The sequence below is a fragment of the Actinomadura rudentiformis genome (genome assembly GCF_008923185.1).
In the GTDB taxonomy this organism is placed as follows: domain Bacteria; phylum Actinomycetota; class Actinomycetes; order Streptosporangiales; family Streptosporangiaceae; genus Spirillospora; species Spirillospora rudentiformis.
This window is the reverse complement of sequence record NZ_WBMT01000004.1, coordinates 91,550-116,324: the sequence shown is the minus strand read 5'-3', so window position 1 is coordinate 116,324 and position 24,775 is coordinate 91,550. Positions and strand designations below refer to the sequence as shown.

Genomic DNA, 24,775 nt, shown 5'->3' with positions numbered 1-24,775 from the left:
GTCAGGAGTTGGCCAGGCGGGAGGCGAGGTCGTCGAGGATCGTCGCGGTGGCGGTGGCTCCGAACCGGGTGGCGCCGAGCTCATGGAGGGCGAGGAGAGCGTCCAGGGTGCGGACACCGCCGGCCGCCTTGACCTTTACCGCCGCCGACACGGTGCGCCGCATGAGAGCGATGTCGGCGGCCGTCGCTCCCCCGTCCGCGAACCCCGTGCTGGTCTTGACGTAGGCCGCGCCTGCCTTCTCCGCGGCCTCATACCCGGCGGTCTTCTGCCGGTCGGTCAGGTAGCAGTTCTCGAAGATCACTTTCACTGCGCGCCCACGCGCTGCCCTCACGACGGCGGCGATCTCGTCCTGGACGAAGGCGATGTCCCCCGAGCGCAACCGACCGATGTCGATCACCATGTCGATCTCTTGGGCCCCCAGAGCGACGAGTTCACCGGTCTCGAAGACCTTCGTGGCCGTACTGCTGCTCCCGTGCGGGAAACCCACGACCGTCCCGACGGCGACTTCTGAGCCGGCGAGTTCCGTTATGGCCAGCCCGACGTCGGAAGGCCGGACGCACACCGACGCCGTGCGGTACTCCCGTGCTGTCGTCAGCCCTGCCCGCACCTCGTCCAACGTCAGGTCCGGCCGCAGCAGCGAATGGTCGATCATCTTCGCCGCCTCCTGGACCGAAGGCAGTGCGCCGTCATAGCGCGGAACGTCGATAGAGCTCACGGACACAACGGCACTCCTTTTCGCAGCCTGTCTAGACAGCCTATACGTATAGCATCACAGTGACACCGCACGATTGACAAGGGGCGTTCATGGCCACGACGCATCCGCTGTACGAGCGCATCGAGAAGCGGCTGCGGGCGAGGCTGGACGCCGCCGCCGATGGTGACCTGCTGCCTTCAGAGCCTCAGCTGGCCAAGGAGTTCGGCGTCGCCAGGATGACGGTCCGCGCCGCCCTTGCCGGCCTCGAACGCGTCCCGGGGAAGGGCACGTTCGTCCGCAAGGCCGCGCCCGCCCGCCCGGTCGGCACCCTTCTGAGCTTCCATGACGAGACCCTCGCCGCAGGCCGGACACCGTCCTCCCGCGTCCTGTACGCCGCGCGGCGCGCCGCTTCTCCAGAGGAGAGGGCCAACCTCTACCCAGCCGGGGCTCCTCAGGACGTGATCGCGATCAGCCGCGTCCGGCTCGCTGACGGCCTGCCTGTCGCCCTGGAACATGCCGCGTTTCCCGCCGACCTCGACACGCTGCTCACCGCCGACCTGGAGGTCGACTCCCTGCACGCCACGCTGCGCCGCCTCGGACGCAACCCCACTCTCGGCTCGTCCGTTCTCACTGCCCGCACCGCAGACGACGACGCCGCCGAACTGGGCGTCTCCCCCACCACACCGCTGCTCGTCGAGACACGTTCCATCCTCGACCAGCACGGCGATCCCCTTGAATACACGATCAGCTGCTACGTGGCTGACCGATACGCACTCAAGGTCGACTTCACCGTCGCCGCCCCCGCACCAACGGGGTGACGCCGTTCGACCACCGATTCCACCCTGGCCGACCCGGCAACCGGCTGGTCGATCAGCCTGAGCTTTCAAACTCGCCGCAGCCATAGGCGGCTGGGTCGACGACCCGCTCCGAAGTGTCGATCGGCGTCGCCTCCGCACGAACGACTCCAGGTCGGCATGGCTCCAACCACCACATCGCAATCGTGAGGTGTTCACGCACATCAGGAAGTGATTTGGTTGATCTTGGCCGTGCCGTCTCCTTGCGCTTCCGCCAGCGCCTGGTGCGTGCCTGGTTTCTGGGATCGGAGGTTCGCGCTGTCGAGGGACGGTCGCCTGTGGGTGATCCATACGGCCAGCGCGCAGGCCGCGAATCCGGCCCCGAGGAGGCTGGAGCCCTGCCAGCCGTAGGTGGTGAAGACGGCGGTGGTCGCGGCTGCGCCAAGGGCGGAGCCGAGCGAGTAGAAGACCATGTAGGCGCCGATGATGCTGCTGGTGCGATCCGGATGCGCGGCGGTGAGCAGGTGCTGGTTGCTCACATGCACCGCCTGGACTGCGAAGTCGAGAACCACGATTCCGGCGATGAGGAGCCACAGTGACCACGGCAGCTGCGCTATCGCTGCCCACGAGAGGATGAGCAGGATGAGTGCGAGACCGGTGACCGAGGCCGCCCGTCCTGCGTCCGCCCACCGTCCCGCGCGTGCCGCGCCGAGTGCGCCGGCGAGTCCGGCGATGCCGAACAGTCCGATCTGGCTCTCGTTCAGCTGCCACGGCCTGTCCGCCAGCGGCAGGGACAGTCCGCTCCACAGGGTTCCGAACGATGCGAACAGGAAGAACGCGATGAGCCCGCGCGTCAGGAAGACGCGCTGCCCGAACAGTCCGCCGAGTGAGATGACGGCCCGCCTGTGTCGGTTGGCGCGCTCCTCTGACGGCAGTACGGCGAGGACGAGGGCCGCGAGCCCGAGTGACGCCACCGCGAGCACGGCATAGACGCTCCGCCAGCCCCATGTCTCGGCGAGTATGCCGGTGACGACCCGCGCACCCAGGATGCCGACCACAACGCCCGAGGTCACGACGCCAATGTTCCGACCGCGTTCCGCAGGCGGCGAGACCGACGCGACGTAGGCCACCGTGGTCTGCACCACGACCGCGAACACCCCAGCCGCCGCGAGCCCCACGAACGCCACCCATGCGGTTGACGCCAAGGCCGTCAGGATCATGCCCACTGCGGTGAGCGCCAGGTGCACGGCGATGAGCCGTCGCCTGTCGACCACATCGCCGAGCGGCACCAGCAGCACCAGCCCTGCCAGGTAGCCGACCTGACCGATCGCCACGATCCACCCAGACAGTTCTGCCGACACACCAAGATCGCGTCCCATCGGCTCCAGAACCGGCTGCGCGGCATAAATGCTCGCCACAGCGACACCGCACACCATTGCGAGCAGCCACCGCCGCCACACGTCCATCGCACTCCCAATCAGTAGCAGATTGCAACCAATTGGACCGTACGGCATGATGGTTTCAATCCGCAACCAATCACGAGGTGTCATGTCGAGCACCGACTGGACCGACCCCGACTGCCCCGTCGCGCGCACACTGGACCTCATCGGCGACAGGTGGAGCCTTCTCGTCATCCGCGACGCGATGGACGGGGCACGATCGTTCACCGAGTTCCAGCGACGCACCGGCATCGCCCGCAACATCCTCACCGATCGCCTTCGCAAGCTGACCGCTCACGGGCTCCTTGCCCAGCGCACCGCACCATCGGGCCGTCGCCGGGAGTACGTGCTCACCGACGCCGGCCGCGACCTCTTCCCCGTCATCCTCACCCTGCGGCAGTGGGGAGAACGTCACGCCTTCGCCCCCGGCGAGACACACTCCACCCTTGTCGACCAGCACGGCATCCCTGTGCCGGAAATCGCGCCGACCAGCGCCGACGGCACCCTCCTCGACACCGACACCACCCACGTGCGGAAGACCCAGTAGCCCCTCGGCGCCTTCAGGCCTCGCAACGCCTCCCGCGCCCCGCAGTGGTGGTCGCGTTGACCTCCAGAAATGACGCCGGCAAGCGTGCGGGCGTGCGGAGAAGCCGACTCAAGGGACGATGCGGCGCCCGAGTTGACCGATTCGACAGCGCGCCCCTGCGGGCAGGCCCACACCGCTTTGGACATCCCACCGCTCTTCTGCCCGATCCCGGCGGCCCGGCGCGCCGACGCCGCCCTGGAGAAGGGTGGGAATGGGTCGTGCCCACAACACCTGCTGGCCGCGATGTGCCCGGCGGCCGAGGTCATCGACGCCCCGGGCGCTCCCTCGGCGAGCCCGGATCCGTGGCTGGCGGGATTGCGGGACATGCGCCGTCACGTCGGGCAGTGGGCCACCCCGCTGCAGCAGGCCCGCTGGGAGCGAGCCTGGCGGCGGCTGTTCATGGGCTGGGCCTGGGAGGCCACCTTCAGCGCCGACGACGTCGTTCCCGCCATCGACCGGGCTCCGCAACAGCGGCGAATCCCGCAGATTGATCACAACCCGATGCGCGCCGCACTCCGTGGACCTCTTGTGAAGACCCGTGGGGATGGACAGGATGCCCGGGCCTTTCCTGCTTCCCGGGACCCGGATCGGCATGTACTACAACGCGTAGTACTTTGGTGTCGGCGCCCGGTACCGGGCGCTTGGTCAAGAGGAGGCGGGGCCGGTGGCGGAGCGGCGGACGGCGATCGTGGTGGGGGGTGGGATCGCTGGGTTCGCGTCGGCGGTGTCGCTGGCCCGGGCGGGCTGGGCGGTCACGGTACTGGAGCGGGCAGCGGCTTTCGGGGAGGTCGGAGCGGGATTGGCGATCACCCGTAACGGGATGGCCGCCTTGGACGCGCTGGGGGTCGGGGAGGCGGTGCGGGCCACGGGGTGGCAGACCGTCAGTGCGGGCATCCAGGATCCGGCAGGGCGCTGGCTGATACGGATGCCCGATACTGCACGGGTACGGGCGACCACCACGATCTGGGGCGTTCACCGGGGGCGCCTGCATGCCGCTTTGTGGCAGGCCGCCGAGGACGCCGACGGGGTCGAGTTGGTCACCGGCGCCGAGGTCACCGACTTGCAGCCGGGCCATCCTGGCGGTGCGGCCGCCACGGTGAGCTGGCGGGGCGCCGCTGGGACGGACACCAGGCAAGCCGGGCTGGTCGTGGCCGCCGACGGGGTACAGAGTGTGGTCCGCGAGCGGTTGTTCCCCGAGATACGGGCTCGCTACAGCGGGAGCACCAGCTGGCGGGCGGTCGTTGCGGACACCGACTTCGACGGGCGGCTCGTGCAGGTCTGGGGGCCTGGCGCAGAGTTCGGCGCGGTGCGGATCAGCGAGCAGGAGATCTACTGGTACGGGTATTTCCAGCACGCACAGGGAGCCGTGTTCGAGGACGAGGCGGCCGCGGCGGGCCGGCGTTTCGCTGGATACCCCTCGTGGGCCCGGGCCTTGGTGGCCGCCACCCCTGAGGATCGGCTCATGCGGCACGACGTCCACCACCTGCCCGATGCTCTCGCGACCTACACCCGCGGCCGGGTCGTCATGGTGGGGGACGCCGCCCACGCCATGCTGCCCACCTCGGGGCAGGGAGCATCCTCCGCACTGGAGGACGGGGTCTGCGTGGGGCGGCTCATCGGGGCACCGGTTGCCGACGGAGGTGACCTGGCCACCGCGCTGGCCACGTTTGATCAGGCCCGCCGGCCCAGGTGTCAGCAACTGGCCCGGCTCTCGGCGGTCGCGGCAAGATTCGGCGCCGACCTCGAGGGCGGGTGGCGGCAGCCCGTCCGCAATACGCTGCTGCGGCTTACCCCTGGCGCGGTCCTCGGCAGAGCAGGTGGATCGATCGTGGGGTGGACGGCTCCGTGAACGAGATGGACCACGCCTCCGCCCCACGGCGGGAGCGAACGTGGCCCGGGTGTCGCTCCAGGAGCCAGGATTGGCGCGCCGTTGACACACGGTCGCCACCAGGGAGGCGACCCCGCGCGAGGTGATCCGCAAGCGCCCGCTGCTGGTCCTGTACGCGCTGGGCACGAACGTGGGGATCAAACGGGTCGCCGACGGCGGACGGCACGGTGACACCGGGGCGCCCTGCGATCCATCCGCGCCTGGAGCGGGTCTCGGGGCCGGCACGATGTGATGATCCTGTGCCTCCTCCCCCGATCACGCTGGAGGACTCTTGCGGCTTGTTACCGGTGTGGGGCGGTGTCGAGGTCGTCGAAGACGGTGATGGCCTGGTCGACATGGGCGGTGGCGCGCTGGGCTCGGTTGCGGCGTTCCCAGTAGCCGATGGTGGTGGCCGGGTTGGCGTGGTCGGCGAACTCCTGGACCTCGGCGAGCGGGATACCGGCGTCGAGCATGTGGGTGATGCGGGAGGCGCGCCAGACATGCGGGGTGAGGTCGCGATCGGGCAGGACGGCGGCGGCGCGTCCCAGCCGGGTGCTGATCCGGTCGAGGTCGTGCCGGTCAAGGCGGCGCCCCGCCGCGTCCAGTAGCAGCGGCCCGGACGTGCGGTCGCCGATCATGCGGCGCAGCAGCCGGGCGCACCGGTCAGGCAGCGGCAGAGCGCGCTGCTTTCCACCCTTGCGGGTCAGGCGCAGGACGGTGCGGTCGCCTTCGACGGCCAGGTCGGTGACATCGGCGGCGCAGATCTCGGTGACCCGGCCGGCCAGGGTGTACAGCAGCATGACCACCAGCAGGTCCAGGTCGCTGCGTGCGCAGGCGGCCACGGCGCGTACCTGGTCGATCTCCAGCACCGGTGTGGAGGTGGCGGTGTTGCCGGTGGGGATGCGCGGCCGGTCGTCCTCGGTGACCGGGTTGATCAGCGGCGCGTCCAGCCGTCCGGCCGCGTGGACGTGCAGGGAGGACAGGCACGCGACGTAGCGGGCGATGCTGCGCTGGGCCACCCCGGCGCCTTCTTGGCGGAGCCGCCACATCCGCACGTGTTCGCGGGACAGGCAGCCGACGGCGAAGGCGTCGTGGCCGAGTTCGCGGGCCAGCGGCGCCCAGACGCGGCGGAGGTCATCGACGTAGTTGCGTTTGGTGGCCACCGAGGCGCGGCGGGTGCTGCTGAGCCAGTCCAGCACCAGCCCGAAGGTCTCTGCCGTGCATGCCTCGGCCAGCAGTTCGATCCGGCGCCGATAGATGCGGCGGCCACCCGATCGCGCGACCTGCACTTGGCCCAGGTCAGCGTCCAGCTTAGCCAGCGCGTCGGCGGCCAGCGGCATGGTGGGCCACGCCAGCGTCCCGTCCGGCGGTGTCACGGGCACAACACCGGGCCCCTGCCCAGTCTTGCCTCGCGGCTGCCCCGGACCGGTCGTGCCATTGCCGCTGCCGGGAGCGGTGGCGGGGTCTGCGCTGAGCACCACTCCGTGCAGCGGTGGCGGCTCTGATCGGTCCGCATCAAGGGCCGCCGGGCCGTCGGGTTGGGCCGGCGGCATGACCGGTGCGGCCCCCTCGTCCACCGGCATCGTCCCTTCCAGCCGCAGGATGTGACGAGGCGCCAGCTTAGACGCCCGGCGGGGCTTCTCCCAAGGCCGGGTGGCCAAGGGGATTTGGCCTTGTCAACGGCTGAGAAAGCAGCGGGACTCCTGAAGATCAGATGTTGGCGGAGACCATCTGAAGAGTGAAGTCCCGTTGCGGAATCAGACGGTCATTTCCGCGTGATGCGGTTGGCCGCAGGGCCCGGTACGTGACGTGCCCGGTCGGCGGCGCCCTGCCAGGAACCTCAAACGCACCGTATGGCGAGCCAGGGACGACGTGATGAGAGCCGTCATCCAGGGTGTGGCGTTCAACCACCGATTCCATGTGGACGCGCTCCGGGAGCGGTTCGACATCACCGAGCCCGCGCGGCTGTGCGGCGGAGGCACCCGCAGCAAGGTATGGAGCCAGCTGTTGGCCGACACCCTGGGACTCCCCATCGAGGTCACCGACACCGAAGAGGCAGGGGCCCGGGGCGCCGCCCTGCTGGCCGGGGTCGGCTCCGGGCTGTACGCCGACATTCCCGCCGCCATTGAACGCGCGGTCCGGGTCGTGCGCCGCCATGAGGTCGACGGCGCCGCGTTCAACGTTGTTCAGATCGAGCCGGGTCGCCCACGGTGTCGGCCGCATCGTCGACGGCGTCCACACCGATGCCTGGGATGTCGCGCAGCCGCGTCACCGTCATCTCGCCTCCAAGTTCAGCAGGCGGGCGCGTTCGGCGTAGTCGAGCCGCAGGGCGCGGGCGAGGGCTTCCAGGACGGCCGGGGAGACGCCGGCGAGGTTGCCACGTTCGAGATTGGCGTAGTACTCCACGCTCATGTCGGCCAGGGCCGCGACCTCGCTGCGGCGCAGTCCCGGCACCCGGCGCCGGGAACCGGAGGGCAGCCCGGCCTGCTCGGGGGTGATCTTTGCGCACCGCGAGGTCAGGAACTCGCGGACCTCGTCACGGTTGTCCACCCTCGACGGTACGTGCTGCCTGCGGTTGTAGGGGTGTACTGCCGGTACACCCCTTGATGGTGTCTGGCTGCCCGCGCCAAGAGCCGGTTACCTGGAAGGCGTAGTGCTCCTACCGCAGGTAAAGACGGTTACGGTGATCGACCGCATCCCGACCGGCCGGATCGACCCGGGGCCAGGTCTTCGATCTCATACTTCCTTTCGATCAGGTCGCCGATGGCTACCGGGCGATGGACGAGCGCCGCGCCATCAAGGCCCTCCTCCAGCCCTGATCCGCCCGCGCACCGGCCCGCCGCCTCATCCCACGACGCTATGGAAATGGAACGACCATGCAGATCACGCGAAGCTCGATCGACACCTCCAAGGGCCCTGCCGACTGGTTCACCGGCGACGTCTACATCGACGCCGTGGCCGCGGCGCCCGCCCCGTCCCGGGTCAGCGCCAGCCTGGTGCACTTCATGCCCGGGGCGCGCACTCACTGGCACCGCCACCCGCTGGGTCAGACCGTCTTCGTCACCGAAGGGATCGGCCTGTGCCAGCGCCGGGGTGGGCCGGTCGAGGTCATCCGGCCCGGTGACCGCGTGCTGTTCGAGGCTGACGAGGAGCACTGGCACGGCGCCGCACCGAACCGGCTGATGGTCCACCTGGCCATCAACGAGAGCGACGCCGACCACGACGTCGTGCACTGGCTGACCCCCGTCACCGACCAGGAGTACGCCGCCGCTCCGGCCACCACCTGACCCCGGCTCTGCGAGCACGACGCCGAGCCGCTCACACGATGGAAGGAACACAGACCGCCCATGCCGCGTGCCACCCTTCGTCTCGCCGCCGTGACCGCGCTGGCCGTGGCCGTGGCGGCCTGCAGCAGCGGCCAACCGGCGCCGTCCGCCGAGCCGTCCGCCTCGGCCCCTCGGCCGACCGCGCCGCGCGGGACGCCCGCCGCACCGTCTGAGAGGAACAGCTCAATGGACATCCGTGTCACCCTCGACGGGCAGCCCGTCAACGCCACACTGAACGGCAGCCCCGCTGCCCGTGACCTGGCCTCCTTGCTCCCGCTCACCCTGGACCTGGAGGACTTCCACGGCACCGAGCGGATCGGCTACCCGCCGCGCAAGCTGACCACCGACGGCGCACCCGCGCCGGCCGCGGCCAAAGCCGGGGACATCGCCTACTTCGCGCCGTGGGGCAACCTCGCCCTCTTCTACAAGGACGGCCCCTCCGCCTCCGCCGACCTGCTGATCCTCGGCCACATCGACGCCGACACCGCCCAGCTCGCCAAGGCACAGCGCATCACCATCCAGACCGCCCCCTGACCCGATCCGCACCGCACACCTTCGTCAGGAGAGGCACCTCATGAACCCCGCCTACGACTTCACCGGCCAGGTCGCCTTCGTCACCGGCGCCTCCTCCGGCATGGGCCTGGCCGCCGCCCGCGCCTTCGCCGCCTGCGGTGCCGCCGTCGGCCTCGCCGACATCGACGGCAACGCCGCCCGCGCCGCCGCGCAGGAACTCACCGACGCCGGCCACCGGGCCCTCGCCCTGGTCTGTGACGTCACCGACGAAGACCAGGTCGCCGTCGCCGTCGCCCGCACCGTGGCGACCTTCGGGCGGCTCGACATGGCCTACAACAACGCCGGCATCATGGCTCCGCCCACCGACGCCGCCGACGAGGACGCCGGCCAGTTCGATCGCGTCAACGCCGTCAACCTGCGCGGCATCTGGGCGAGCATGAAGCACCAGCTGCGCCACATGCGGGACCAGGGCAGCGGAGCCATCGTCAACTGCTCCTCCCTCGGTGGCCTGGTCGGCAACCCCGGCCGCGCCGCCTACCACGCCTCCAAGCACGGCGTCATCGGCCTGACCAAGAGCGCCGCCCTCGAGTACGGCCCGCGCGGCGTTCGCGTCAACGCCGTCTGCCCCGGCACCATCAGCACTCCCATGGTCGACGCCATGGTCGCAGGCGGAGAACTCGACCGCGGCCAAGCCGAAGCCGGCCAGGCCATCGACCGGCTCGGCACCGCCGAGGAGATCGCCCAGGCTGTGCTGTGGCTGTGCAGCCCCGGCGCCAGCTACGTCACCGGCGTCGCGCTCCCCGTCGACGGCGGCTACACCGCCCAATGACCCTGCCCTATGACCCGGCCCCATGACCCGGCCGGGCGAGCAGCGCCCCCGGCCCTGACCGCCTGACCAGGGAACTCCAAACAACCCACGACGGCACACGAACGCCAAGGAGCAGTGGATGACTCAGCCGACCGGTGGCCGCTTCACCGGCAAGGCCGCACTGGTGACCGGCGCCGCCAGCGGCATCGGCCGCGCCACCGCGCTGGCGTTCGCCCGAGAGGGCGCCGCCGTCACGGTCGCCGACATCGCCGCCGACGCCAACGACACCACCGCCCGTATGATCCGTGACCGGGCAGGACGCGCCCTCGCGGTCACCTGCGACGTCACCAGTGACACCAGCGTGCGCGCCGCCCTGGACGCGGCGATCGGCGAATTCGGCCGGATCGACATCGCCTTCAACAACGCCGGCGTCGAGCAGCCCGTCCATCCCCTCACCGACATCACCCAAGCCGAGTGGGACCGGGTCCTGGGCATCAACCTCAAGGGCGTCTTCACCTGCATGAAGCACCAGATCCCGCTGATGCTCGACCAGGGCGGCGGCGCGATCGTCAACACCTCCTCCGGAGCCGGCGTCAAGGGCTTCAAGGGCCAGGCCGCCTACGCCGCCGCCAAGCACGGCGTCATCGGCCTGACCAAGTCGGCCGCGCTGGACTACGCCGACACCGGCATCCGCATCAACGCCATCTGCCCCGGCATCATCGACACCCAGATGATGGACCGCTTCACCGGCGGCACCGACCAGGGCCGCGCCGGTGTCATCGCCCAGGAACCCATCGGCCGCATGGGGACACCCGAAGAGATCGCCTCGGCCGTGCTGTGGCTGTGCTCGGACACCGCCGCCTTCACCATCGGCCACGCCCTGGTCATCGACGGCGGCCAAACCACCTGACCCCCGGCGGCCTGCCCAAGCAGGCACGCGGGGCCGGGCACCGGCGCGGCTCCCTCGGCGGCCTGGCACAGCTCCTCAGGGAACGACCGCAGCCGCTCAATCTGCTGGGAGGAATGGTCAAGACCTGTGGATCAGCAAGTCTCATGACACGGCGATCCACAGGTCTTGAACTACTCGTCATCGATATTGTCGAGCTCGCCCTGAATGCGTTTGCGAGCAGATGTTGAAGGGACACGCGGACGATGTGAGCACGTGGGGCATGGTGCCGCGGCGCAGCCCCGCCACCACGCGGGCGATGACGAACTCGAGGGCAAACGGTGATGGGCGTGCTCTAGTGATCACCCTCGATCGACAAGATGTTCCCGTCGGGATCCTTAAACCAGGCGACTTTACCGCCGCCTGCACGAGGTGAGATCCCTTTCTCGTCCGTCCCGTAGTCGAAGCCGCTCTCGAGCACGCCTTCGTATTGCTCGAAGGTCACGCCGTTCGAGGTCAGCTCGTCGACCGTCTGCTCGACGTCGTCGACGTTCCAGCTCACCAGGGTCGCGGTCGAGCTACCCGCGTGGTCCGGAGAGGGGTAGACGATCATCGACTCTCTGCCGTCTGACGTGTAGACCTTGCTTCCGTCGGCGCCGGTCCGTGCTGCCGAGAGACCGAGCTTCCCTTCGTAGAACTCCGTCGCCTGTGTCATGTCCGTGACCGCGATCATCGCGGTCAGTCTGTTGCTGCTAAGGCCCATGGGGTTCTCCCGGCGTCTTAGTCGGGGATGGCTCCGAGGCTCATGTTGGCCATGGTTCCGGCGATACCGGCGGCCCGGTCCGAGGCGATGAACGTGACGACCTCGGCCATTTCCTGGAGGCTCGGCAGGCGTTTGCGGTGTGTCCGCTCGGCAACCATGGCCTGGAACTGTTCGCGAGTGATCCCGTGGGCCTTGGCGTGGATGCCGAAGACCTCTTCGATCGTGCCGCTGTCGGGCATGGCCTGGGTCCGGACGCCGGCCACGCGTACGCCGTACGGCGCGAGTTCGACGGAGAGGTCCCTGATCAGGGCTTCCTCGGCTGCCATGGCCAAGGCGACGCCACCCATGAGGGGATTGGCGATCCGGGAGGGAAGCGAGGTCACGGTCATGATCACGCCCGCGCCGTTGGCGACCATGTGCCGGCCGGCAAGGCGTGCGGTCAAGAAGTTGGCGCGCACGTGCTCGTTGACGGGTCGCATGAACTCCTCGACGTCGAGATCGACCAGCGGAACGCCCTGCAGCGTGGTGTTGCGGAGCCCGACGGCGTTGAACGAGATGTCGACGCCGCCCGCCTTCTCGATCACCGTGTCGAGGTGCTCGGCCACGGCGTTCTCGTCGAGCGCGTTGACCTGCGCGGCCTCGGCCACGCCGCCGTCGGCGACGATCTCCTTGGCCAGTACCTCCGCCTTCGACAGGGTGCGCCCTGTGAGAAAGAGGCGTGCCCCTTCGCGTGCGAAGGTTCTGGCGACGGCGTGACCGATGGCGCCGCCGGCTCCGTAGATCACGGCCGTCTTGTTCTGGAGCAGCAGACTCGTACTCATTGGTATGCCCTTCCACTACTGGTTCTGGGCGTCGCCGACGAGCGCCGCGTTCTGACGTTCGAGCGCCTTGACCGCCCCTCTGTTCCAGCTATCGGCAAGCGCCTGTGAGAAGGGATCGGGGAAGATCTCGTCCTCTCCCTTGTCCAGCGCGTCGAGGATGGCTGCGGCTACCGACTGCGGTGACGTCTTCGGGATCTCGAGGTCGCGCACCATGTCGGTGTCCACGGGACCGGGCAGTACGGCGTGGACGTCCACGTTCTGGCCGGCGAGAGTGGCACGCAGCGACTGCGTCAACGAGAAGGCAGCCGCCTTGGAGATCGAGTACGCAGGGCTGATGGGCAGGGCAGCCACCGCAGCCAATGACAGCATGTTGACGATCGCGCCTTGTGACTCGATAAGCCGGGGCAGGAAGGCCTGCGTGACGGCGTAGGGGCCGAAGAGGTTGACCGCGAGATGCTGTTCGAGGGCAGCTCGATCGGCCAGGTCTTCATAGCCGTAGACGCCCGCGTTGTTGATCAGGACGTCGAGCGAATCAACGGTCTCGGCGGCGAGGTTGATCTGGGCGGCATCCGTCAGGTCCAGGACCAGGGGCGTGACGCGCTCATCCGTAGGATTCAGGGCCTGCCGTGTGCCGGCGTAGACCCGTTCGGCGCCCCTACTCAGCGCCTCCTCGACCAGCGCCCTTCCGATGCCGCGGTTGGCTCCGGTGACCAGGACTGTCTTGTCCGTGAGGGTCATGTGTGCTCCTCATGAGGTGGAATCGAGCTGTCGATGGTGCAGACACCACGCTGTGGAGGAATTGGGCGGGCGTGGCGCGCCCAGTTCTCGGCCTGCCCGGTGTCAGTACCGGAGAAGGGCTGGCAAGAACTGACACCAGGTGGGGTGATGAGACGTGACAGCGAGCGAGCTGATCGCGAGGGCGCGGACCGGCGATGGCGAGGCGTTCCGGCAGCTGACCGAGCCACATCGCCGGGAGTTGCACATGCATTGCTACCGGCTGCTCGGCTCGTTCCAAGACGCCGAGGACGCTTTGCAAGACACGCTGCTCGCGGCGTGGCGGGCACTCGACCGGTTCGACGGGCGTGCCTCGATCCGCACCTGGCTGTACCGGATCGCCACGAACCAGTGCCTCAACGCGATTCGCTCGGCCAGCCGTCGCCCGGCAAAGGAGTGGGATGTGCCCAAGATCGAACCGCCGGAGCCGAGCCGGCTCGGCGAAGTCGTGTGGCTGGAGCCGTACCCTGACGCTCTCCTCGACGGCGCGATCGCCGCGCCGCTCGGACCGGAAGCACGCTATGAACAGAAAGAGTCCATCTCGCTGGCGTTCGTCACTGCGCTGCAGATCCTGCCAGCACGCCAACGTGCCGTCCTGATCTTGCGCGAGGTGCTCGGCTACCCGGCGACCGAGGTCGCCGACATGCTCGACTCCTCCGTCGATTCGGTCCACAGCGCGCTCAAACGGGCACGCGCCACGCTGCACCGGCGAATCCCGCCGAGCGGGATGGACGATTCACCACCTGCGCCTGCTTCGCCGGCCGAAGAGGCACTTGTGGCGAAGTTCGCCCGGGCCTACGAATCCGGCGACGTCGACGCCCTGGTCGGCCTGCTCACCGACGACGCTCGCGTCTCCATGCCGCCGATGCCGCTTGAGTACCTCGGCCGCGACGCCGTCGCCGGGTTCTACGCCGCGCTCATGAGCGCCAACCGGAAGTACCACCTGGTGCCTACGCGCGCGAACGGCCAACCGGCATTCGGTACTTATCTGCGCTCGGGCAGCGATGGCATCCGGCGTGGGACGGGGCTCGTGGTCCTCACCTTGGCCGGCGGTCGTATCAGCGCCGTGACCCGTTTCGACAACAGCGTCCTTCCGTGGTTCGGGCTCCCGCGGTCCCTTCCCTGCAACTGACCGCCTTGCTTTCAGCCCGCATCCCAGACGAGAAATGTGAAAGGTCGACCATTGCTCGCGGTTCACAATGCACCGGAAGCACCAGCGAGAGTCATGTTCAGTGAGGCGCCGGAACCGACGCCACGGTCCGGGCAGGCGGTTGTCGGAGTCCGCGCCTTCTCGATCAACGCGGCGAACTCGCGCTGCTGAAGGCACGCCCGGCCGGGTGGCGGCCCGGGCAGGACGTTGCCGGTGTGGTACAGCCCGCCGCGGACGGCACCCGACCGGCGGCTGGCACACCCGTGGTGGGTGTGGCCGAACAAGGTGCCAGGAGCTCCTTCATTGACCGGGCGATGCGGTCCGGCTTGTAGATCACCAGGGTGTCGCCTGGTCTGAGCGTGTCCAGGGTGACGCGGAGTTTCGGCCGACCGCCGCGGGTGCTGGCGGTCTCCACGATCACCTCGCGGCAGTCGGCTGCGGCCAGGGCGTCCAGCTGCATCTGGTGATCTTGCATCCGTCCGGAGACGCGGGCGTAGCCGATGCGGACGGTGTTGGTGTAGACGGCCGCGGCTGGTGCGGCGGGCTGCATCCCCTGATCGTCCCGCCAACCGTCCCGAAACAATCACCGGAGGTGGGTTCCGGGACGGGTTGAGGGACGCCTCGACCCGGGCGACCGTCCCGGGTTCGAGGCCGTCCCGTATTCGAGCGCTTTCGGGACGGCGGTTCAGGTGGGCGGTCGCATCCCCGGTGCAATGTCTCAACGAGCACTAGGGTGCTCCGCCATGGATGATCATTTCCCTCCGGAGGAGGACCTTCTGGTCCTGCCGGACTCGCTGCGAGAAGACCTGCACCCGCGTCGTGGTGGCGCACAGCCCCCGGCGACCGGCGTCACCGACAGGTCGGTGGGCGCGATCGACCCCGGTGACACGGTCGACGCCGGTGCAGCCGACGCCCTCGCGAGGCTGATCAAGGATCATCGTGGCCCCATCGAGTCGGCGCTGTCCCACCGCAAGAGCGATGCGGCGATGGTCGCGCAGGCGCGCGACTATCTCGGCGGCGTGGACGACCCGGCCGGGGCCGCGGCAATCCTGTCGATCGTCGAACGAGTGCGCCAGGGGTACGACACCACGCGGATCTTCACCGATGGCTGGGTCGTGGAACGCGGGCCCGCCTTCGCCGCCTGCGCGCTCGCGGAGCTGGCCGCGATCGCCTCGTCGAACGAGCTGAGCCCCCTTGACTCCCTCCGGCTGGTCGACTCGGTGAGCCTGCGGCGCGTCCGGGGCCTGCTGGCCTTTGGGAGCGACGCGGAGTACGAGCGGGCGGTGGGACGGCTGTCGGCCCACCGCCGGACGCGGGCGCAGCGGATGGTCGCCTCCTACCTGGTCCCGACCCGGCATGACTGGGTCGATGAGTGCTGCGTCGAGCCGCCCGACGACGAATGGGGAGGTGAGCGCGCCTACCGCAGTCTGCTGTGGGCCTCGATCGGCACGCCGCGGCACCTGGAGCTGCTCGGCGAATGGCGCCTGGAGGACTCTGACTTCGGGGCGTACTCGTTCGGCCTGCGCGCGACGATGGCCGACGGCGTCGGCCCCGCCATCGCTCCTGTGCTGGTCAGCGCGTGGGACCGGATCAAGGTCTACAAGCTCTGGCTGGAGCCGCTGGTCCAGCTGATCTCGCTGCTGCCGAGCGACGAGGCGTTCGAACTGCTCCTGGAGCGCTACGACCGCGAGCACGCTCGCACGCATCTGCGCGCGGCGATGGAACGCTTCCCGGTACGCGCCGTCCGGGTGTTGTCCAAGGTGGCCGGGAGCGACTCGACCAGTGCCCTCCTCGCCGCCGGTCTGCTGCACCTGCATCTCAAGGCCCACCCCGAACTGGCGGGACCCTCCACCCGGACCCGCGTCCCGGACGCACCTGCCAGCCAGGTGCCGGCGGTGCTGACCGAGCCGGGCAGGGCCGCCCGGCTTCCCGATTACGCCGACCCGGACGGCCTGCCTCAGGTGTTGATCGCCGACACCGGGCGTGCCCTGCCTGAGGCGGCGACCAAGCGACTCATCACGCTGGCGAAGAAGCCGGATGAGCGGCTGGAGGCCGTCCGGGACGCCTGTGACCGGCGCTCGCTCGCCGACCTCGGCTGGGCGCTGTTCCTGCACGGTGACCCGTGGGTGCTGCCCGCCCTCGGGTGGCTCGGCGACGACCGTACGGCTCGCGACCTGGCCGCCCTGATCCCCGGCTGGGCGGACCGGGGCGCCCGGGCCCGCGCGGTGAAGGCGGTCGAAGCGATCGCGAGGATCGGCACTGCGTGCGCGAGGGAACTGCTCGACGAACTCGCCGAGACGAGCCCGCATAACGCGGTCAGCACGGCGGCCCGGCAGCGAGCCCGGGAATTCGCATAACCGTCTAATCCCGACCGAAGGAGACAGCAGCCGGGCCGCACTCACCCGGGAACTCGGCAACCTCCCACCAGTTAATGCTCGATTACGTACCGTAATAGTGTTCTGGCGGCGAAGCGTGACGAATGGCGAAGGTGCACGGGTATCTGAGTGTGTGTTAGCGATGCGGCCAGTGAATGCTGAGAGCGAGTCGGAGAAGGTCTGGCCGTCCAGGCGTCCAGGCCTGCCATCAAGCACCCGACGCAAGGGAGAAGCCTCCGCATGAACCCCCACGTCCAGGCTCGACTCAAGAACTCCTTCATCGTCTTCGACAGCGACGCCAACGGCTACCTGCAGCGGGCGGACTTCGAGCGGATGGCCCGCCGGGTGACGCGCGTGATGGGACAGCAGGAGGGGTCGGCCAAGGCCCAGGCGGTCCTGGACGGCCATCTGCGGTTCTGGGCCGGCCTGGCCGCCGAGGCCGACTCCGACCACGACGCAAAAATCAGTTTCGACGAATACGCCCGCCGTTCCTTCGGCCCCGGCTCGTTCACCGCCCACGTCCAGCCGCTGGCCAAGTCGATCGCCGCCCTCGCAGACACCGACAACGACGGCCAGATCAGCAAGCAGGAGTTCATCGCGCTACTGTGCGCGGTCGGCTTCAACGCCGCCGACTACTCCGACTTCTTCCAGACTCTGGACAGCGACGGGGACGGCGCGATCACCATCGAGCAGTTCGTGGCGATGCTGGAGGACTTCTACACCAATTCCAACCCGGCTGCCCAGAACTGACGGTTCTCCTGAACCCCATGCGATGCGTGCCCATCCCCACGGCTCCGGTGAAGGGGACCGTGGACCGGCTTGTTCTGCCGCGTGCCCTGCCGCGCTTGGGCGCCACCGCGGCGTCATGCTCGTCGCCGGCGCCCTGTCCGCAGCCGATCGACCACGACTTGGACCTCGTGGAACAGGCGGCCGCCGGTGCCGGCATGCAGCGACTGGCGCCGCCCGCCGATCCCGACGCCCGGCTGTGGTACCGGCTGCGGACAGGGCAGCAGGCAGCCTTCCCACTCTGGCAGCAGTTGGGCGCCACTCTGCACCGGTTCCTCACCGAACCGACCCTCGAACTGGCCGACCGTGCGGTGCAACTGCAGGAGGGCTACAGCGTGCTGTTCCTCTACATCGGCAGCTGCACCCCCGAACAGTACGAGGCCACCGCTCGGCCGCGACTACAGGCGTGCCACCCCTCCTTCACTGCCGAATGGGCCGCTGACTATCCCACGGTCAGCGTCGCTCTGCGCCGGCTGCACAAGCTTGACCGCACTACCGAGACCGACCGGATCATCACCGCTTACCAGATCAGCCAGCAGGTCCACTTCGCCATCGCTCAACGGCTGGTGCCCGACGGCGCCTCACTGCTGCAGCGTTCGGGGCGGCTGCCCGGACTCGGGCCCAACCAGTCCGAGCAGGACCTGTATGACCGGTTCTTCTGGGTCAAACGCGCCCCGATCTGTGGCCGCACCTGGCTGGCCCAAACCGTCCGCCGCCTGACCCAGATCATCTGCGACCTGGCCCACCACGAACTACGGCCACCCTCGATACCACCGCTTCAGCCGCACCGCCACCACCAGCAGATCGCTCGAATCGAAACCGACGCCATCGGCATCATCCGCGGCATCATCCACACCCTGGCAGATCCTGGAACACCTCGACCGGGCCCCTCTACCAGGGGTCTACCGAGGTACGGGTGCCGTTAACGGTCGTGTCATGGGCCGCAAACGAGACCTGCTAGCAGTCGCCGAGTCCAGCGAGACATAGGCCGGACCTGCGTGTCCTCGGGTCTATTGGCTGGTCAGTTGTCTGGCTGCGGCTGCTGGTCGGCGGCTGTGATGCGTGCGGCGTACGCCCGGTGAGCCTTGCGCGCTACCGGGCCAGCTGCCTCGGCGGCGAGGGCCGCGCTCTGCTGCAGGGCGGCGCGGTGCAGGGCGAGCGGGGCGGTGACGCGGACCGTGTGGCCCTGCCCGCGGCGGATGGTGCGCCCGGCGGCGAGGGCTTGGCGGACGGCGTCGTCGCCGGCGGTGCGCAGGTGTTCGGCGAGCAGGCCGGGCAGGTCGAGTACGACGTCCTGGTCCGCCGTGGGTAGGCCGTGCTGGGAGCTGGGGGTGGCCGGGGGTGCGTCGAGTTGGTCGGGCAGTTCGCGGGCGCGGGCGGCGTCCAGGACGCGGCGGATGGTCTTGGGGGCGACCTGGTGTCGGCGGGCGAGGGCTTTGACGGCGGTGCCGTCCCGGTAGGCCGTCACGATGGCGGCCGCCTGGCCGGGGTCGATGGCGGCGGGGCGGCCGAGGGTCTTGCCGGAGGCCTGGGCGGCGGCGACGCCTTCGCGGGTGTTCTCGCTGATCATGTCGCGCTGGAACTCCAGCACCGAGGCCAGGATCGAGACCATCATCTTGGTGCCGGGGTCGTCTGAGGTCAGGTCGATGCCCGACAGCAGTCCGGACTCGACCCGCAGGTGCAGGCCGCGGCGGATGAGCACCGGTCGCAGGGCGAGGATGTCGGCGACCGAGCGGAACAGGCGGGCGGCGTCGGCGATGCGGATGGTGTCGCCGACGGCGGCCTCGTGCAGGAGCTCGGTGAAGCCCGCGCGGTCCAGGGAGAGCTGGCGGCTGGAGGTGGCGGGGTCCTCATAGACGGGGGCGCCGGCGGCCAGTAGCGCGGCCAGGGCGTGCCGTTGGCGGGCGTCGGTCTGTTTGTCGGTGGAGTGCCGCAGGTAGACCAAGTCAGCCACGCCCGGCGTCCCCGGCTTCTTGGGTGCGGTCGGTGTCGGCGGCCTTACCGGTCTGTTGGGTGAAGGCGCGGGTGATGAGCAGGGCGCTGCGCGCGCTGGTGGGAACGTAGCCGTCCCGCTCCGGGGTGTCGTCCTTCCAGCCCAGGTCAACTGTCCCGTCGGCCTCGTTCGCGCGCTCCAGCAGCTGGGTCTCGCGGTCCAGGAAGGCGGCGACCTCGTCCAGGAACGCCCCGCCTTGGGCACGCATGGCGTGCACCGCGGACCGGAGCTCACCGACCTCCGCCCGGACCCGTGCGACCCGCTGCTCGTGGCGGGCGAGGTCCATCGCGGTGTAGGGGGCCTCGTTGCCGTTCCAGTCGACCTGCTTGAGCAGGGCCATGGTGTTCCCTTCCCGGGGGATCGGCCGGGCCGTGCCCGGGCGGCTTCACCACAACCTTAGGGGGCCAAAAGGGGAGGCGGAAGGCGGGATCGGTTCCGATTGGCATCGGATGAGACGGGTGTGGTGGATAGTGATGCCCGCCTCATAGAGACTAAACAGATAGCAGCACGCGACACCGAAGGTGTCGAACATCAACGCCACCAGCTTCTCCCGGCCAGCCCTGGTGGTGAGCGGCGGCTCGGTCAGCAGCCCGGACGGTCCTGCGGCGGATCTTCACCTCGGTGAACAGTCGGCGCACGATCTTCCCGCAGTTCGCTTTTGTTCAAGACAGCCCCAGTTTCCGCGGAACACGCTGGAGTCCCCTGCTCGGCACCGTACGAGCGGCACATGAAGGGTGAAACCCATGGGAACCAGAAGGCTCCTCGCGGCCAGTCTCAGCGTCGCGGCACTCAGTTCGGGGACGCTTACGGCTCTGGCTGCCGCGGCACCGCAGGAGGCACGGGCGCTATGCGCCGGGTCTACGATGTACTTCGACAGCCTGGTCGTTGATGGCAGAGATCTCGTCTCGGAAAAACCGTTCCCTGCCGTCTGCAACGGAGACGGAACCTACGAAGGCGTGTTCGCCGCGAGGCAATCTGGCTGGACTGCGTACGTCGTCCGCCATGATAACGGCCAAACTCGGACGTTCTCTGGCCGCCTCTACCCCGACTCGGCTTCCTACCAATACCAGGATGGGAACCGTTCTTCCTACACGATCCTGTGTGCCAACCGGCCGGGTGATTCCATCTGCGGCTTCGGATCCAAGTACGTGCGGGTCCGTGGGGACAACAGTCTCAACCGGGCGATTCTCCAAGCGATCGCAATCGGTTATGAGTACCGCAACTGGGGCTTCTGATTCGAATCACCGCTAGGCATGCAGCCGGGCGAGTATGCGGGCGAGGTCATGCCCAACCAGGTGACGGTGGATCTGCTGGCCTGGAGCTGCTGGCCACGGTCGCGATGGTCGTGCAGCTAAACCCCCAGGTCGCAGAGGCCGTAGGCAGCCTGTCCCGTTGAGGGCAGCACCCCACCACTACTGAGGGTCAGGTCTGGCCTGGCCGGGCCTGGCCCTCTCCCGTGTCGTCACCAGGGTGGCGAGCCCACCCGCTCCGGGGCCCCCTGGCGGGTTGGTCGGTGCTCCAATTGCCAGGCGTGCCCCCAGGTCCAGGCGGACTTCCCGTACGGGCGTACGTGGGTCCAGAACAGCGGGGTGAGGCCGCGGCGGTCAGCCGGGGTAAGCCGGTCGTCCCACTCTTCCTCGGCCAGGACGTCCTGGAGCATGAGGGCGTTGACGTACACCAGCGAGGCCTGCAGGATCCGCAGGCACAGCGCGCCCATTTTGACTTCCTCGCGCCGGTTGGTGGAGACCTCCCCGCCCTTGCCGTAGTAGATGACCGCGTTGGCGGCGTTCCAGGACTCCACCACGTTCAGGCCCTCTTCGATCTCGCGTTGCAGGTCGCGTTCGCTCAGGTAGCGGGCGACGAACGCGGTGCGCTGGGCGCGGCCGATCTCCAGCATGGCCTGGTAGGCGGGGTGGGAGGCCGAGCGGGTGAAGCGTGACAGGATCGCTTCGGTGGAGGCGGTGCGGGTGCGGATCGCGGTGGCGTACTTGATGACCTGGTCGTAGTTGTGGTCGATGACGTCCCACTTGATCGGCCGGGTCAGCGCCGGGGCCAGGTTGGGGTAGGCGCTGGGCTCGCCGGTGGCGGGCCGGTAGAGGCGGACCTTGTTGATCCGTTTGATGCGGGGCAGCAGATCGATGTTGAGCAGCCGGGTGATGCCGAACCCGAGCTCGGACTTTATGTGGACAAATCAAGGGCCTGCTGGTCGGTAGTTGTAGGAGAGACTCTCCACGTACCGTCTTGAAGATCGAGGGTGATCTGGATCTGGTGTGGAGATTCCGGTGGAACCGGATCGGCCAGCCTCCAGGCCCTGGTGGTTGGAGTGAGTGCCAGGGTGACCATGCGTCCAGGTTCGCTGTTCAAGACGATGCCGATCCAATGGGTGCTGCGGTGGAGCAGGGTCGCCGCGAGGCGTTGGTCGGGGTGAGGGACGGTGAGCGTGTCTACGTCGTCGTCGAGAAGGGCGGAGCCCGCGAAAAGGGCAAGGAGCCGAGTTAGCAGTCGCGCGGGCAGAGCGTGGTCGATGGTCTCGACGTAGAGGTAGCAGTCGTCGTGGCCGGAGTAGTAGACCTGTGATCCGGGTGACCTGGGCAGCAGGTTGGTGGTGGCATCCCGGGTGTTGATCGCCAGGACGAGTTCATCTACTTCGGGTAGCGGTCCAGGGACATCGAGAACGTCGATGTTGTGAGGGCTCCAGCCGTCGAGGAATCGACGCAGGTCGTGCCAGGCTATGACCAGGAGTTCGTCGGCGAGGGCCGGCGACGGTGACGCCCAGCCAATGTCGTGGGCGGTGGCGTCGACTTTTTGCTCCTGGGCGATGCGCCGCAGTCGCCAAGGCGTGTAGTCGTCGGCAAGCCAGCTGGTCTGATCGACGTTGAGGACCATCGAAGTCCTGTGTGCGCTGGCCGCCAGCACGTCGATGACGTCGTAGGCGCGGGCGGCGGTGGCGCTGACGGTCCAGATGCCCTCGGACTCGGCAACGCTGATTGACAGCGGAAAGGGCGCCCGATGCAGTCCCACCGAGTTGACGCCCAAGGCGTTGAACTTGTCCACGTTGATCGCCTGCATAGTTACATCTTTGCTGCATGCTCAGCCGGGTTCGGCCGATGAGGTGTTCTCCGCCGGCTCGTAGATAGGTTCACCGAGATCGTCGAGCAACTTCTCGATGCGCGCGGCGGCGCAGCGGTGGCGCTCGGCCTCGCGGGTCCAGCCGCGGTCATCGGCGTCCTGGACAAGCCGCTGCTCGACCTCCAGCCGAGCGCGGAGCCGCGGAGCGTACTCGGGGGTGGTGACGAACTTGGCGCAGGTCAAGTAGAGGTCGCACTCGCAGGGGCCCTCGGCGGGCAGGCGCAGGCAGTGACCGAGTTCGAGTTCGGTCTTGAGGAAGTTGCTCTTAACCAGTCGACGGCCTCGGCGGGCAGGGCTCCGGACTTCAGCTCGTCGGCGGCCGGGCCGGCGATGACCGCACCGGGTTCGAGCACGGACTTGTAGTCGCGCAGCACCTCACGGTCGCTGACCTAGGCATAGACCAGTGCCATGGAGACCGAGGAGTGCCCGAGCATCTTCATGATCGTGTGGAGCTTCGCACCGCGTTCAGCGAGCTGGGTTCCGACCGTGTGCCGGAATCTATGCGCCGAGACGGCGCCGCGTTGCTTGCCCCGCCAGCCGGTCGGGCCGACCAGCCCAGCGGCCTTGCTGACCTTCTGAAGCGGATACTCGAACAGGTAGCGGATATGCTCGCCGGTGCGTTCGTCGATGAACGGCCGGTCGTGGCACTGCTTGCGCATGTCGATGACCGTCTGGAAGGCATCGGCGGCGTCCTGGTGGATGGGGACCATCCGCTCCTTGTAGCTCTTGCCGGCCGGGATCCGCAGCTGCGGTGTCCCGTCGGGGTAGCGGTCCAGGCAGTCGGCGTCTACCAGGTCCTCAGGTCAACAGGGCCTTTGACCACAGCGCCCCACCGAGACGGCGGGGCGCTGCCGTGCCCGTTCAGCTCATGGTCGAGTAGTAGTGATTGTCGTTTCCGGTGGCCATCGCAGTGGCCAGCCTGTTCGCGCTGACCCAGTACCTCTTCGGCACCTTACTCCAATCCTTGTTGTAACCAGACGCAGGGTCGGTAATGAGAATGGTGCCGGCCTGCAGGTTGAATCCGATGATGGTGACGTAGTGACCGACGTACCTGTTGGGATAATTCGGGTGAAACTTCTTCTTCTTGTTGGACCTGATGTGGATGACCATCGCATGGCGCTTGCTGCCGACGGTGACCCTGACGTCCTTGAAGAGCTGCGCCCGCTTCTTGTACAGGGGGGTGTTCTTCTTGAAGCCGCGGGTGAAGTAGGGCTTGCCGAAGCCGCTGCGGCTCAGGGCGTTGTTCATGGCCTTTGTGGCCTTGGTGGCGTCGGAGGTGTGCGGGTCGTGCGGCCAGTCCGAGATCATGTCGTCGGCCAGAGTGGACTGGGAGGCTGGGTTCTTGACCCAGGTCTTCAAGGCCATGCGGGCGGCCGTCGGACCACACCAATATCCCTTCTTCTGCTGCTCCCAGTGGATGGTGAGGGTCACGATGTTCTTGCTCGCAGCGATGGCCTGGCTTGTCACATGCGTCTGACCGGTCGCGTGCGCCTGACCGGCTGACGCGTGTGGCCCCGATACGCCGAGCGCAGCTGCCATGGTCGCGACGCCCAGCGCGGGAACGACTGCTTTTCTCATGCTTTCCCCGTCTCCGAATGCCTCAAATTATGAGAAATCTAGCCGACCGGATTATCGATTCCTTATCAGTCGCTTAATCAGCCACGTGAAGAAGGACACGAATCTGGCCACGACGGCCTGGCCCGGTGACGACGCATCCCGCGATGATCATGGGCGTGCGGGCCGTGCCGTCACGCTCCCTGTACAACTTCAAGCACGACGGATCAGCGATCTCCAACTGCTCCGCCCAGGTACTCGGCCACCTCCGCTGGCACCTGCCGCGGGTCAGGCATGAACCGGCCCAAGAACCGCATGCTGGTCAGCTGGACCGCGAACCCGAGCCGGATGTGGTCCCGGCGCTTGTCCTGGATCAGTTCCCAGTCCGCGTTTATCCAGGAAGAAGGCCTGCCGGTAACGAAGCTGTCATGAAGTACACGCGTTGACGTTTCCCTGTTCAGCCGGGGGTTGTGGGCTTCTTTCGTGGTTCTGATGACCGCTCTGATCTTGTGCGGTC

The 24,775-nt window shown here is 68.3% G+C and carries 29 protein-coding genes and 2 pseudogenes; 15 read left to right on the top strand and 16 right to left on the bottom strand.

Annotated features, from left to right (window positions below):
* Nucleotide 1 precedes the first annotated feature (1 nt).
* The gene (deoC, locus tag F8566_RS09725) at nucleotides 2–721 is read right to left on the bottom strand and encodes a deoxyribose-phosphate aldolase (protein WP_225993018.1); all 720 of its coding nucleotides are present in this window, start codon (nucleotides 719–721) and stop codon (nucleotides 2–4) included.
* Nucleotides 722–804: 83 nt separating this feature from the next.
* Between deoC and F8566_RS09720 the strand changes: the two genes are divergently transcribed.
* Complete coding sequence (locus F8566_RS09720) at nucleotides 805–1,512, top strand: GntR family transcriptional regulator (protein WP_151559679.1); 708 nt, start codon at nucleotides 805–807, stop codon at nucleotides 1,510–1,512.
* Between the two features lie 200 nt (nucleotides 1,513–1,712).
* Here the strand turns inward: F8566_RS09720 and F8566_RS09715 are convergent, their stop codons facing one another.
* Nucleotides 1,713–2,954: an MFS transporter gene (locus F8566_RS09715; RefSeq protein ID WP_151559677.1), complete on the bottom strand. Its 1,242-nt coding sequence runs from the start codon at nucleotides 2,952–2,954 to the stop codon at nucleotides 1,713–1,715.
* 82 nt (nucleotides 2,955–3,036) lie between these two features.
* Here F8566_RS09715 and F8566_RS09710 point away from each other — a divergent pair, with 82 nt between their 5' ends.
* From F8566_RS09710 to F8566_RS49740, 4 genes and pseudogenes are all read left to right on the top strand, one after another.
* Entirely contained in the window at nucleotides 3,037–3,474 is a 438-nt protein-coding gene (locus F8566_RS09710) for a winged helix-turn-helix transcriptional regulator (protein ID WP_151559675.1), read from the top strand.
* Between the two features lie 69 nt (nucleotides 3,475–3,543).
* Nucleotides 3,544–3,978: pseudogene (locus F8566_RS52880) on the top strand (terpene synthase family protein); the annotation flags it as partial.
* A gap of 199 nt (nucleotides 3,979–4,177) precedes the next feature.
* Nucleotides 4,178–5,362, top strand: coding sequence for an FAD-dependent oxidoreductase (locus F8566_RS09705; protein ID WP_151559673.1), 1,185 nt, complete (start codon nucleotides 4,178–4,180; stop codon nucleotides 5,360–5,362).
* A gap of 121 nt (nucleotides 5,363–5,483) precedes the next feature.
* Entirely contained in the window at nucleotides 5,484–5,633 is a 150-nt protein-coding gene (locus F8566_RS49740; RefSeq protein WP_192809605.1) for a hypothetical protein, read from the top strand.
* A gap of 49 nt (nucleotides 5,634–5,682) precedes the next feature.
* Here F8566_RS49740 and F8566_RS09700 read toward each other — a convergent pair whose 3' ends face one another.
* Complete coding sequence (locus tag F8566_RS09700; RefSeq protein WP_192809604.1) at nucleotides 5,683–6,762, bottom strand: tyrosine-type recombinase/integrase; 1,080 nt, start codon at nucleotides 6,760–6,762, stop codon at nucleotides 5,683–5,685.
* 493 nt (nucleotides 6,763–7,255) lie between these two features.
* On the opposite strand from F8566_RS09700, the pseudogene F8566_RS52875 reads away from it, so the two are divergent.
* A pseudogene (locus F8566_RS52875) lies at nucleotides 7,256–7,411 on the top strand (FGGY-family carbohydrate kinase); the annotation flags it as partial.
* Nucleotides 7,412–7,654: 243 nt separating this feature from the next.
* On the opposite strand, the gene F8566_RS09690 reads toward F8566_RS52875, so the two are convergent.
* A complete protein-coding gene (locus F8566_RS09690; RefSeq protein ID WP_225993017.1) occupies nucleotides 7,655–7,930 on the bottom strand; it encodes a helix-turn-helix domain-containing protein in 276 nt (91 codons plus the stop codon).
* 326 nt (nucleotides 7,931–8,256) lie between these two features.
* Between F8566_RS09690 and F8566_RS09680 the strand changes: the two genes are divergently transcribed.
* The 4 genes from F8566_RS09680 to F8566_RS09665 all read left to right on the top strand — a co-directional run bounded on the left by F8566_RS09680 (nucleotide 8,257) and on the right by F8566_RS09665 (nucleotide 10,937).
* Nucleotides 8,257–8,667: a (R)-mandelonitrile lyase gene (locus F8566_RS09680; RefSeq protein ID WP_151559669.1), complete on the top strand. Its 411-nt coding sequence runs from the start codon at nucleotides 8,257–8,259 to the stop codon at nucleotides 8,665–8,667.
* 225 nt (nucleotides 8,668–8,892) lie between these two features.
* The gene (locus tag F8566_RS09675) at nucleotides 8,893–9,240 is read left to right on the top strand and encodes a cyclophilin-like fold protein (RefSeq protein WP_225993016.1); all 348 of its coding nucleotides are present in this window, start codon (nucleotides 8,893–8,895) and stop codon (nucleotides 9,238–9,240) included.
* A gap of 40 nt (nucleotides 9,241–9,280) precedes the next feature.
* Entirely contained in the window at nucleotides 9,281–10,048 is a 768-nt protein-coding gene (locus F8566_RS09670) for an SDR family NAD(P)-dependent oxidoreductase (RefSeq protein ID WP_151559666.1), read from the top strand.
* 118 nt (nucleotides 10,049–10,166) lie between these two features.
* Nucleotides 10,167–10,937, top strand: coding sequence for an SDR family oxidoreductase (locus F8566_RS09665; protein ID WP_151559664.1), 771 nt, complete (start codon nucleotides 10,167–10,169; stop codon nucleotides 10,935–10,937).
* Between the two features lie 331 nt (nucleotides 10,938–11,268).
* On the opposite strand, the gene F8566_RS09660 is transcribed toward F8566_RS09665, so the two are convergent.
* Genes F8566_RS09660 through F8566_RS09650 form a run of 3 tightly spaced genes read right to left on the bottom strand, consistent with a single transcriptional unit; the run spans nucleotide 11,269 to nucleotide 13,235 of the window.
* Nucleotides 11,269–11,646: a VOC family protein gene (locus F8566_RS09660; protein WP_225993015.1), complete on the bottom strand. Its 378-nt coding sequence runs from the start codon at nucleotides 11,644–11,646 to the stop codon at nucleotides 11,269–11,271.
* 47 nt (nucleotides 11,647–11,693) lie between these two features.
* Nucleotides 11,694–12,497, bottom strand: coding sequence for an SDR family NAD(P)-dependent oxidoreductase (locus F8566_RS09655; RefSeq protein ID WP_225993014.1), 804 nt, complete (start codon nucleotides 12,495–12,497; stop codon nucleotides 11,694–11,696).
* A 15-nt stretch (nucleotides 12,498–12,512) separates the two neighbouring features.
* Nucleotides 12,513–13,235, bottom strand: coding sequence for an SDR family NAD(P)-dependent oxidoreductase (locus tag F8566_RS09650; RefSeq protein WP_151559661.1), 723 nt, complete (start codon nucleotides 13,233–13,235; stop codon nucleotides 12,513–12,515).
* 154 nt (nucleotides 13,236–13,389) lie between these two features.
* Here F8566_RS09650 and F8566_RS09645 point away from each other — a divergent pair, with 154 nt between their 5' ends.
* Nucleotides 13,390–14,403, top strand: coding sequence for a sigma-70 family RNA polymerase sigma factor (locus F8566_RS09645; protein ID WP_151559660.1), 1,014 nt, complete (start codon nucleotides 13,390–13,392; stop codon nucleotides 14,401–14,403).
* A gap of 163 nt (nucleotides 14,404–14,566) precedes the next feature.
* On the opposite strand, the gene F8566_RS09640 is transcribed toward F8566_RS09645, so the two are convergent.
* On the bottom strand, nucleotides 14,567–14,971 hold the full coding sequence (locus tag F8566_RS09640; protein ID WP_151559659.1) for a recombinase family protein: 405 nt from the start codon (nucleotides 14,969–14,971) through the stop codon (nucleotides 14,567–14,569).
* A gap of 193 nt (nucleotides 14,972–15,164) precedes the next feature.
* Between F8566_RS09640 and F8566_RS09635 the strand changes: the two genes are divergently transcribed.
* The 3 genes from F8566_RS09635 (at nucleotide 15,165) to F8566_RS09625 (ending at nucleotide 18,508) form a co-directional block, all read left to right on the top strand.
* Nucleotides 15,165–16,778: a hypothetical protein gene (locus F8566_RS09635; RefSeq protein ID WP_151559658.1), complete on the top strand. Its 1,614-nt coding sequence runs from the start codon at nucleotides 15,165–15,167 to the stop codon at nucleotides 16,776–16,778.
* A gap of 258 nt (nucleotides 16,779–17,036) precedes the next feature.
* Complete coding sequence (locus F8566_RS09630; RefSeq protein WP_151559656.1) at nucleotides 17,037–17,546, top strand: EF-hand domain-containing protein; 510 nt, start codon at nucleotides 17,037–17,039, stop codon at nucleotides 17,544–17,546.
* Nucleotides 17,547–17,704: 158 nt separating this feature from the next.
* On the top strand, nucleotides 17,705–18,508 hold the full coding sequence (locus tag F8566_RS09625; RefSeq protein ID WP_151559654.1) for a hypothetical protein: 804 nt from the start codon (nucleotides 17,705–17,707) through the stop codon (nucleotides 18,506–18,508).
* 95 nt (nucleotides 18,509–18,603) lie between these two features.
* On the opposite strand, the gene F8566_RS09620 is transcribed toward F8566_RS09625, so the two are convergent.
* Together F8566_RS09620 and F8566_RS09615 are read right to left on the bottom strand one after the other, a co-directional pair.
* Complete coding sequence (locus F8566_RS09620) at nucleotides 18,604–19,536, bottom strand: recombinase family protein (protein WP_225993013.1); 933 nt, start codon at nucleotides 19,534–19,536, stop codon at nucleotides 18,604–18,606.
* Nucleotides 19,529–19,915, bottom strand: coding sequence for a hypothetical protein (locus F8566_RS09615; protein ID WP_151559652.1), 387 nt, complete (start codon nucleotides 19,913–19,915; stop codon nucleotides 19,529–19,531). Before F8566_RS09615 ends, F8566_RS09620 begins: the two co-directional genes overlap by 8 nt.
* Nucleotides 19,916–20,318: 403 nt before the next feature.
* Between F8566_RS09615 and F8566_RS09610 the strand changes: the two genes are divergently transcribed.
* On the top strand, nucleotides 20,319–20,810 hold the full coding sequence (locus F8566_RS09610; protein WP_151559650.1) for a hypothetical protein: 492 nt from the start codon (nucleotides 20,319–20,321) through the stop codon (nucleotides 20,808–20,810).
* Nucleotides 20,811–21,037: 227 nt separating this feature from the next.
* Here F8566_RS09610 and F8566_RS09605 read toward each other — a convergent pair whose 3' ends face one another.
* From F8566_RS09605 to F8566_RS52870, 6 genes are all read right to left on the bottom strand, one after another.
* Nucleotides 21,038–21,697 carry a transposase gene (locus F8566_RS09605; RefSeq protein ID WP_264159304.1) on the bottom strand — a complete coding sequence of 220 codons (660 nt, stop codon included), beginning with the start codon at nucleotides 21,695–21,697 and terminating at the stop codon, nucleotides 21,038–21,040.
* 56 nt (nucleotides 21,698–21,753) lie between these two features.
* Nucleotides 21,754–22,644, bottom strand: coding sequence for a hypothetical protein (locus F8566_RS09600; RefSeq protein ID WP_151559646.1), 891 nt, complete (start codon nucleotides 22,642–22,644; stop codon nucleotides 21,754–21,756).
* A 21-nt stretch (nucleotides 22,645–22,665) separates the two neighbouring features.
* A complete protein-coding gene (locus tag F8566_RS51000) occupies nucleotides 22,666–22,887 on the bottom strand; it encodes a hypothetical protein (RefSeq protein WP_225993012.1) in 222 nt (73 codons plus the stop codon).
* Between the two features lie 206 nt (nucleotides 22,888–23,093).
* Complete coding sequence (locus tag F8566_RS50995) at nucleotides 23,094–23,444, bottom strand: tyrosine-type recombinase/integrase (RefSeq protein WP_225993057.1); 351 nt, start codon at nucleotides 23,442–23,444, stop codon at nucleotides 23,094–23,096.
* Between the two features lie 121 nt (nucleotides 23,445–23,565).
* On the bottom strand, nucleotides 23,566–24,282 hold the full coding sequence (locus F8566_RS09590; protein ID WP_151559644.1) for a C39 family peptidase: 717 nt from the start codon (nucleotides 24,280–24,282) through the stop codon (nucleotides 23,566–23,568).
* 203 nt (nucleotides 24,283–24,485) lie between these two features.
* Complete coding sequence (locus F8566_RS52870) at nucleotides 24,486–24,635, bottom strand: DUF4158 domain-containing protein (protein ID WP_404800288.1); 150 nt, start codon at nucleotides 24,633–24,635, stop codon at nucleotides 24,486–24,488.
* Nucleotides 24,636–24,775: the final 140 nt, after the last annotated feature.